Source organism: Streptomyces sp. NPDC001852, assembly GCF_042891825.1.
Lineage (GTDB): Bacteria > Actinomycetota > Actinomycetes > Streptomycetales > Streptomycetaceae > Streptomyces.
In genome coordinates, this window is record NZ_JBIATN010000036.1 from 82193 (window position 1) to 91093 (window position 8901).

At 73.3% G+C, this 8901-nt stretch carries 5 protein-coding genes and 1 pseudogene; 4 read left to right on the forward strand and 2 right to left on the reverse strand.

What is annotated here, in order from left to right:
* The first annotated feature begins 205 nt into the window (after positions 1-205).
* The 4 genes from ACFYZB_RS40490 (at position 206) to ACFYZB_RS40505 (ending at position 7778) form a co-directional block, all read left to right on the forward strand.
* On the forward strand, positions 206-1783 hold the full coding sequence (locus ACFYZB_RS40490) for a Na+/H+ antiporter (RefSeq protein WP_388766929.1): 1578 nt from the start codon (positions 206-208) through the stop codon (positions 1781-1783).
* Positions 1784-1952: 169 nt separating this feature from the next.
* Entirely contained in the window at positions 1953-3911 is a 1959-nt protein-coding gene (locus ACFYZB_RS40495) for an amino acid transporter (protein WP_388766930.1), read from the forward strand.
* Between the two features lie 112 nt (positions 3912-4023).
* Entirely contained in the window at positions 4024-4542 is a 519-nt protein-coding gene (locus tag ACFYZB_RS40500) for a hypothetical protein (RefSeq protein ID WP_388766932.1), read from the forward strand.
* A gap of 20 nt (positions 4543-4562) precedes the next feature.
* Positions 4563-7778 carry an ATP-binding protein gene (locus tag ACFYZB_RS40505; protein WP_388766933.1) on the forward strand — a complete coding sequence of 1072 codons (3216 nt, stop codon included), beginning with the start codon at positions 4563-4565 and terminating at the stop codon, positions 7776-7778.
* On the opposite strand, the gene ACFYZB_RS40510 is transcribed toward ACFYZB_RS40505, so the two are convergent.
* Both ACFYZB_RS40510 and ACFYZB_RS40515 read right to left on the reverse strand, forming a co-directional pair.
* Positions 7733-8527 carry an ABC transporter permease gene (locus tag ACFYZB_RS40510; RefSeq protein WP_388766934.1) on the reverse strand — a complete coding sequence of 265 codons (795 nt, stop codon included), beginning with the start codon at positions 8525-8527 and terminating at the stop codon, positions 7733-7735. The two genes, ACFYZB_RS40505 and ACFYZB_RS40510, sit on opposite strands and share 46 nt — an antisense overlap.
* Positions 8524-8901, reverse strand: a pseudogene (locus ACFYZB_RS40515) (ABC transporter); the annotation flags it as partial. The pseudogene ACFYZB_RS40515 and the gene ACFYZB_RS40510, both read right to left, overlap by 4 nt.

An 8901-nucleotide genomic window follows, 5' to 3' on the forward strand; every position in this document is an offset into this window, starting at 1 on the left:
TCGCTCGTCGCCACTGACGTGCTCCGCTCGCCCCTCGGAGAGGCCGGTGCGCGTGTCGGCGGTTCCCCGGCGCCGGTTCGGTGGGTCTTGACACTGTCTTGACGTGACCTGGCCCGATAGGGTGACGGCAGGTGTGCCGGGAAGTCTGGTCGGCCGGGAGCCGGGGTGGCTTCCGCAATCCCCTTCCGCATCCCCGGGGGACGGCATGCGCAGCGTCGGTACGGTTCTCGCCCTCGTGGTCCTCGCCACGGTGGTCGCCACCTTCGCGCGCCGCTGGCGCATTCCCGCCCCCTCCCTCCTCGTGGTCGCCGGTCTCGCCGTGGCGCTGCTCCCGGGCACCCCGCAGATCCAGATCAGCCCCCAGATCATCGGCCTCGTCGTCCTCCCGCCCCTGCTGTACGCGAGCGCCGAGGACATGCCCTGGCGGGAGCTGCGGGCGGTGTGGAAACCGGTCGGGATCCTCGCCATCGGCCTGGTGCTCGCCTCCGCGGCGGCCGTCGCCGCCGTGGCCGCCCTGGTCACCCCCCTGTCCTGGCAGATGGCGTTCGTGCTGGGCGCCGTGCTGGCCAGCACCGACCCGGTGGCGGTGACCGCGCTCGGCCGCAGGCTCGCCCTGCCGCCCCGGGTCCAGGTCCTCGTCCAGGCGGAGAGCCTCTTCAACGACGCGACCTCCCTGGTGCTGGTCCGGGTGGCGGCGGGCATCGCCGTGGCCGCGGCCGCCGCCGACTGGGGCGCCGCGAGCGGCGAGTTCTTCCTGCTCGCGGGCGGCGGCACGGTGATCGGGACGGCCGTGGCCGGAGTGATCACCCTGGTCCGGCGCCGCACCGAGGACCCGGTGCTGGAGACGGTGATCGCCCTGGTCACCCCGTACGCCGCCTACCTGCTCGCGGAGGTCGCGCACACCTCCGGAGTGACGTCGTGCGTGGTGGCCGGGGTGGTGCTGGGCGGCCGGGGCGACCGGCTCACCAACGCCCGCATCCGGCTCCAGCTGCACGCGGTGTACGGCACGGTGGTGTTCCTGCTGGAGAGCGTGGTGTTCAGCCTGATAGGCCTGGCCCTCCCCGCCCAGGTGCGGGCGCTGGCCGACGGTGACCGGTCCTGGCCGCTGTACGCCCTCGCCGTCGCCGCCACCCTCGTCGCCGTACGCCTGCTGTGGCTGGCGCCCCTGTCGGCGGTCGTGCAGCGCAACGGCGGGGTCGGCCGCCCGAACTGGCGGGTGCCGGTGGTGCTGACCTGGGCGGGCACCCGCGGGGTGATGCCGCTGGCCGCCGCCCTGTCCCTACCGGAGGTCACGAACAACGGCAGCCCGCTGACCGACCGGCCGCTGGTACTCGTCCTGACCACCTCGGTCGTGGTGGTCACCCTCGTCGTGCAGGGCTTCACGCTCGCCCCCGTCGTCCGCGCCTCCGGCATCGCCCTGGAGCCCGCCCACACCGCGCGCGAGGAGGCCCAGGCCCGCTCCCACCTCGCGCACGCCGGCCTCGCGCGCCTGGAGGAGCTCGCGGAGCTGGAGGTCGTGCCGGACGTCGTCCTGGACCGGCTGCGCCGCGGCCTGAACGCCCGTCTCGACGACGCCCGCGACCGTCTCGCCCACAGCAACGGCGCCGAGGGCGTGGCCACCGCGTCCGCCGACCGGGTCTACCGCGAGCTGCGGCGCGACCTGATCGCCGTCGAGACCGGCGAGCTGCAGCGGCTCTACGACGCCCACGCCATCAGCGACACCACGCGGCGACGGCTGCAGCGGGCCCTGGACCTCGAGGAGGCCCGGCTGTCCGACGCGTAGCGCTATGCGGCTGACCTGCGTTTTCACGGCTCCCCACGGTGTCTTGACGCAAGCTTGACGCCCGCGGCGCCCTGAGCCATGGGCCCCCGTGTCGCCGTCTGCCTACGCTGGTGCCGGTGTCCCGTGATGGCCGGAACCTCACGCTGAGCCGCACATCAGGAGCACGCCGATGGCCACGACCCAACACCCTCCGCATACCGGCCGACTGCGCGACTGGATGCTGGAGGGGCTGTCCGACATGGGCAAGGCCGGCGGCCACACCGGGCCGCACGCCGAGCCGGAGCCCCCGCACATGGGCCAGCGCTGGTACCGGGTGATGTGCCTGACCGGCGTCGACTACTTCTCCACCCTCGGCTACCAGCCCGGCATCGCCGCCCTGGCGGCCGGTCTGCTCTCCCCCGTCGCCACCCTGGTCCTCGTCGTCGTCACCCTGGCCGGCGCCCTCCCCGTCTACCGCAGGGTGGCCGAGGAGAGCCCGCACGGCGAGGGCTCCATCGCCATGCTGGAGCGGCTGCTGTCCTTCTGGAAGGGCAAGCTGTTCGTGCTCACACTGCTCGGTTTCGCCGCCACCGACTTCCTGATCACCATCACCCTCTCGGCCGCCGACGCCTCCACCCACCTCATCGAGAACCCGCACCTGACACACGTGCTGCACGGCCGGCAGATGGTGATCACCCTGCTGCTGGTGGCGCTGCTGGGCGCGGTGTTCCTCAAGGGCTTCCTGGAGGCGATCGGCGTCGCGTTCGCCCTGGTGGTGGTCTACCTCGCCCTGAACGCCGTGGTCGTGGTCGTCGGCTTCTGGCACGTGCTCACCGCCGGGCACGTGGTCACCGACTGGGCCGCCGCCCTGACCACCCAGCACGGCACCGTCTTCGCCATGATCGGCGTGTCCCTGCTGGTCTTCCCCAAGCTCGCCCTCGGCCTGTCCGGGTTCGAGACCGGCGTCGCCGTCATGCCCCACGTCCAGGGTGACCCGGACGACACCGAGGACGCCCCCAGGGGCCGGATCCGCGACACCAAGAAGCTGCTGACGGCCGCCGCGCTCATCATGAGCGTGTTCCTGATCGCCACCAGCTTCATCACCACGGTGCTCATCCCGGCGAACGCCTTCAAGCCCGGCGGCCAGGCCAACGGCCGCGCCCTCGCCTACCTCGCCCACCAGTACCTCGGCGGCGCCTTCGGCACGGTCTACGACCTCTCCACCATCGCCATCCTGTGGTTCGCCGGCGCCTCCGCGATGGCGGGCCTGCTCAACCTCATGCCGCGCTACCTTCCCCGCTACGGCATGGCCCCGCACTGGGCCCGCGCCGTGCGCCCGATGGTCATCGTCTTCACCCTGGTCGCCTTCCTGGTCACCTGGATCTTCGACGCCAACGTCGACAAACAGGGCGGCGCCTACGCCACCGGCGTGCTGGTCCTGATGTCCTCCGCGGCCATCGCGGTGACCATCGCCTCCCGCCGGGCGGGCCAGCGCGGCTGGACCGCCGCCTTCGGCACCGTCGCCGCGGTCCTGCTCTACGTCACCGTCGCCAACGTCATCGAACGCCCGGACGGCGTCAAGATCGGTGCCTGCTTCATCGTCGGCATCATGCTCGTCTCCTTCCTCTCCCGGCTGGCCCGCGCCTTCGAGCTGCGCGTCACCCATATCGAGCTGGACGGCATGGCGGAACGGTTCGTCCGGGACATGTCCCACCGCCGTATCCGCTTCATCGCCAACAAGCCCGGCCGACGCGACAAGGCCGAGTACCGCGACAAGGTCGAGCAGATCCGGACCGACAACGACCTCCCGACCACGGAGGACTTCGTCTTCGTCGAGGTCACGGTCACCGACCCCTCCGAGTTCGAGGCCGGCCTGACCGTGCACGGCGAGGTGCTGCACGACCGCTACCGCGTGCTCACCCTGGAGTCCGCCTCCATCCCCAACGCCCTCGCCGCGCTCCTCCTCCACGCCCGCGACGTCACCGGCTGCACCCCGCACATCTACTTCGAGTGGACCGAGGGCAACCCCTTCGCCAACTTCCTGCGCTTCTTCCTCTTCGGCCAGGGCGAGGTCGCCCCGGTCACCCGCGAGGTACTGCGCGAGGCGGAACCGAACCGGCCCCTGCGCCCCCGCGTGCACACCGGCTGAGGACCCGGCCACGCCGGCCGGCGTCAGAAACCCGTCAGGATTCGGCCGTACGGCGCCAGGAACCCGTAAGCGGCGGCCGCCGTACCCCGCCCGGCCGCCCAGCGTCGGCGACATGCGACGGAGCGGACCGCAAGGCCCGGCCGGCGACCGCCACTGGCGCGGCAGCGCCCGGTTCGCGCTCACCTGCGCCCTGGTCTTCTGCACCCTCAGCCTCCTGGTCGACTGGGACGCGGGAAGCCTCTCGCCCCCGCGCGCCCTGCTCTGGGTCGCCCTGTCGGCCGCGCTGTGCGCCGTCCTGCTCCCCCAGCGGGTGAGCGCGGGCCCCGGCTGGCTCGCCGTACGCACACCCTGGCGCCGGCACCTTGTCCACACCGACGCGCTGGTCTGCGTGCGGCAGTACGACGGCGTCTCCTCCCACCTGGTCCTGCGGGACGTCCACGGCCACCGTCTGGAACTCGACCCCCGCGTCCTCGTCGCCAACCCGCTGCTCTGGCACGAACTCGACACCGGCGTCCGCCGTTCCCTGGAGCGCGGCACGCTGCGCCGGGGCGCCGAGGTCCTGCACCGCCTCGGCCACCGCATCGACGACGAGACGACGCAGGCGGTGCTCCGGGCCTCGGGGCTTTCCTGACTTCTGGCTAACCTGCACGGGTGACCACCGAGTTGACCCTGCTGTCCCAAGTCTCCTGCCGCGGCCGGGAGATCACCGCGCCCCGGCTGCGCGGCCTGCTGGCGCTGCTGGCAGAGGACCTGCGCACCGGCTGCAGCACGGGCCGGCTCGTGGAGGGCCTGTGGGCCGAGGAACTGCCCGAACGGCCGGGCAAGGCGGTGCAGATCCTGGTGTCGCGGCTGCGCTCGCAGCTGGGTTCCGAACTGGTCGTGAGCACTCCGGTGGGCTACCGGCTGGCGCTGGAGGAGACACAGGTCGACAGCTCCGCGCTGCTGCTGCACGAGGCGGCGGCCGCCGAGCGCGCCCGGTCGGGGAACCACCGGGGCGCACTGGCCGAGGCCGAGGCCGGGCTGGCCCTGTGGGACGGCACCGTGGGCGGCGCAGCCGGCGAGGACCTGCACGATCCGGTGCTGGCCCTGCGCGCCGGACGACTGCGGGCGCACCGCGCGCTGGTCCGCTCCCGGGCGCTCGCGCTCGCCCGGCTGGAGCGGCGGGAGGAGGCCGCGGCGCCCCTGGCCGAGCTGGCGAAGGAGCTCCCGCGGGACGAGGAGGTGCTGGCGGAGCTGCTGCGCTGCGAGGCCGCCACCGCCGGCCGGGCCGCCGCGCTGACCCGGTACGACACCTACCGGCGCGTCCTGCGGGAGGATCTGGGGACCGATCCGGGGCCCGGGCTCAGGGCCGTGTACCAGGAGCTGCTGAGCGCGGACGTACCGCCGGTCCGCCACGGCGTGCCGCACGACCCGAACCCGCTGCTCGGCCGGGACGCCGACCTCGCCGCCGTGGCCGCACTGCTGCGCGAGGCCCGGGTGGTCACCGTCGTCGGCCCCGGCGGGCTGGGCAAGACCCGCCTCTCCCACGCGGTGAGCCGGGCGGCCGAGCACCCCGTGGTGCACTTCGTCCCGCTGGCCGGTGTCACCGCCGACGACGACGTGCCCGGTGAGGTGGCCTCGGCGGTCGGCGCCGGGGAGGGCCGGCAGTTCGCCGCGGGCGGGGACACGGTGAGCGGCATCGTCGCCGCGCTGGGTGCCGGTCCCGCGCTGCTGGTGCTGGACAACTGCGAGCACGTCGTCGCGGGCGCGGCCGCGCTGGTCCAGGCGCTGGTGTCACGGTCCAGCAGGCTGCGGGTCCTGGCCACCAGCAGGGCCCCGCTCGGGCTGAGCTCGGAGTCCGTGTACGCCCTGCCCGAGCTGTCCCAGGCGACCTCGGTGGAACTCTTCACCCAGCGGGCGCGGGCCGCCCGGCCCGGCGTGGAACTGCCCGCGGAACTGGTCGTCGAGATCTGCCGGCACCTGGACGGGCTGCCGCTCGCCGTGGAGCTGGCCGCCGCCCGGGTGCGGGTGCTCTCCGTGGCCGACATCTCCGACCGCCTCAGGGACCGGTTCACGCTGCTGCGCGGCGGCGCCCGGGACACGCCCGAGCGGCACCGCACGCTGCGGGCCGTGGTCGACTGGAGCTGGAACCTCCTGGAACCCGACGGCCAGGCGGCCCTGCGCGCCCTGTCCGTGTTCCCGGGAGGCTTCGCCGAGGACGCCGCGGAGTACGTCCTCGGCGAGACCGGGGACACGCTGGCACTGCTGGAGCAACTGGCCGGCCAGTCCCTGATCAAGGTGGACGACGGGCCCTCCGGGGTGCGCTTCCACATGCTGGAGACACTGCGGGAGTTCGGCTCCGCCAAGCGCGCCGAGGCCGGCGAGGAGGAGACGGTGACCGACCGGTTCCTCTCCTGGGCCCGCGACTTCGGCCGCGCCCACCACGACGTGCTGCTCGGCAGCGACCCCGTCCCCACCTGGCTGCGCATCCGCGCCGAGCAGGACAACCTCGTCCTGGCGCTGCGGCACGCCCTGGCCCGCGAGGACGGGCCGAGCACGGCCGCCGTCACCGCCGTGCTCGCCTCCCTGTGGGCCACCGACTCCCACTACCTCCGGCTCGTCGCCCTCGTCGCCGAGACCGGGGCGCCGCTGTCCCGGTTCCGCCCCGGCCCGGACGACGTCGAGGCGACCCGCAGCGCGGCGGCCGTGTGCACGGCGAGCCTCTTCATGGGCCACGGCCCGCACGCCGTACGCCACTTGGTGACCCTGCGCCGGCTGCCGCCCGCGCCGCCGGACACCCTGGTGCGGGCGCTGTCGGTCGTGCTGTGCGCCGTACCGGACATACACCCGCCGCACTACGAGCGGCTGCAGGAACTCTGCGAGTCCGACGAGCCGCTGCTGGCGGGCGTCGCGGCCTGCGTGGCGAGCTACGTCTGGGAGTCCGAGCACGGCACCGAACGTGCGCTGGAGTACGCCCGCCGGATGCTCACCTCGCTGGAACCACTCGGCAATCCGGCCATGGCGCTGCTCAGTCACGGGCGGATCAGCGAGCTGTGCCTCCAGTCCGAGCGGGGCGCGGAGGCGTACGACCATCTGCGGGCCGCGCTGGACGCGCTCGGCGAGTTCAGCATGCACGGCGGCTGGTCGGACTCGGTCGGCGTGCACTCGGGACTGGTGCTGGCCTGTCTGCAGCGCGGGGACCTCGACGAGGCCGAGTACTGGCTGGGGCTCGCGGAGCTGGACCGGCCGCCGGAGTCCGCCCGCATCTTCTCCTCCGATCTGCCGACCCGCGCGGAGATCGCGCTGGCCCGGGGGCTGACCGAGGTCGGACTCGGGCTGTGGCGCCGGGCGGTCGCGCAGGTGCAGCAGGACAGCCTGCTGCATGCCGGTGACCCGTTCGTGGAGCCGTGGTCACTGGAGCTGCGGTCGGCCGCACTGGCCGCGCACGCACAGGCCGGCCGGCTGGAGCCGGTGCCCCACCTCGCCGGGGAACTGCGGGAACGGCTGCTCGGCATGCTGTCCGGCACCCCCACCGACGGCACCCCGACGGAGGGCGCTCCGGTGGAACTGCCGGTGTACGGCACGGTGTTGCTGGCGCTGGGCTTCACCGCTCTGGCCCGGGACGAGGCGGGGGCGGTACGGCTGCTGGCGCTCGCGGAACGGATGCCGGCGGTACGGGACTTCCCCACCCTGTCCCTGTCCCGCTCCCGCGAGGCGGCCGAGAACGCCGACAGGGCGGCATACGCCGACGCGAGGTCGAGGTACGCCGCCCTGGGGCGGGAGGAGTTGCGGGCGGAGGCACTGCGGGAACTGACGACAGCGTGCCCCGAGCCATCAGGCGTTCACCGCTGCGGCTCGCGATCGAACTGCGCCTTGGACCACACATAACCCAGCACCGACAGCCCCACACACCACGCCAGCGTCAGCACCGCGTTCTCCGTGCCGATCCCGCTGCCCAGCAGCAAGCCCCGCAGCGTCTCGATGGCGGGCGAGAACGGCTGGTACTCGGCGAACCAGCGGAACCAGCTCGGCATGGCGTCCACCGGCACGAACGCGCTGGACAGGAACGGCAGCATGACCAGCGGGGTCCCCATGTTGCTGGCCCCCTCCGGGTTGGGGCTCGCCAGGCCCATGCCGACCGCGATCCAGGTCAGCGCGAGGCTGACCAGCGCGATCAGCCCGGCCGCCGCGATCCACTCCACCGGCGTCGCGTTCGGCCGGAAGCCGATGGCCAGTCCGATGCCCAGGACGAGCACCAGAGCCATCAGCGTCTTGATCACACTGCCCACCACATGGCCGATCAGCACGGAGGCACGGGAGATCGCCATGGTGCGGAACCGGGCCATGATGCCCTCGGTCATGTCGGTGCACACGGACACCGCGGTGCCGAGCGAGGTCATGGCCACCGTCAGGAAGAGGATGCCGGGGACCAGGTAGGCGACGTAGTCGGCGCGGTCGGCGTGGCCGCCGTTGATGCCGGCGCTCATCACGTTGCCGAAGACGTAGACGAAGAGCAGCAGCAGGATGACCGGGGTGAGCAGCAGGTTCAGGGTGAGGGAGGGATAGCGGCGCGCGTGCAGCAGGTTGCGCCGCAGCATCGTGAGGTTGTCGCTGAAGGCGTGGCCGGCGGTGCTCATCGGGCGGTCTCCTTGTCGGCGGGCCGAGCGGTGGTGCGGGCGGGTACGGGAGTGGCGGTCAGGGCGAAGAACACGTCGTCGAGGTCGGGGGTGTGCACGGACAGCTCGTCGGCCTCGATGCCGGCGGCGTCCAGCCAGTCGAGGACGGCGCGCAGCTCGCGCTGGCTTCCGTCGCTGGGGATCTGCAGGGCGAGCGCCTCGTCGTCGCGGGTGGTCTCGCGCAGCGCGGTCGCCGCCCGCTCGTACGCCGCCGGGTCGGAGAACCGCAGCCGTACGTGACCGCCCGGCACGAGCCGTTTGAGTTCGTCGGCGGTGCCCTCGGCGACGATCCGGCCGCCGTTGAGCACCGCGATGCGGTCGGCGAGTTCGTCGGC

Coding starts and splice junctions, on each gene's coding strand:
- ACFYZB_RS40490 (WP_388766929.1), top strand. CDS start 206: ATGCGCAGCGTCGGTACGGTTCTCGCCCTCGTGGTCCTCGCCACGGTG.
- ACFYZB_RS40495 (WP_388766930.1), top strand. CDS start 1,953: ATGGCCACGACCCAACACCCTCCGCATACCGGCCGACTGCGCGACTGG.
- ACFYZB_RS40500 (WP_388766932.1), top strand. CDS start 4,024: ATGCGACGGAGCGGACCGCAAGGCCCGGCCGGCGACCGCCACTGGCGC.
- ACFYZB_RS40510 (WP_388766934.1), bottom strand. CDS start 8,527: ATGAGCACCGCCGGCCACGCCTTCAGCGACAACCTCACGATGCTGCGG.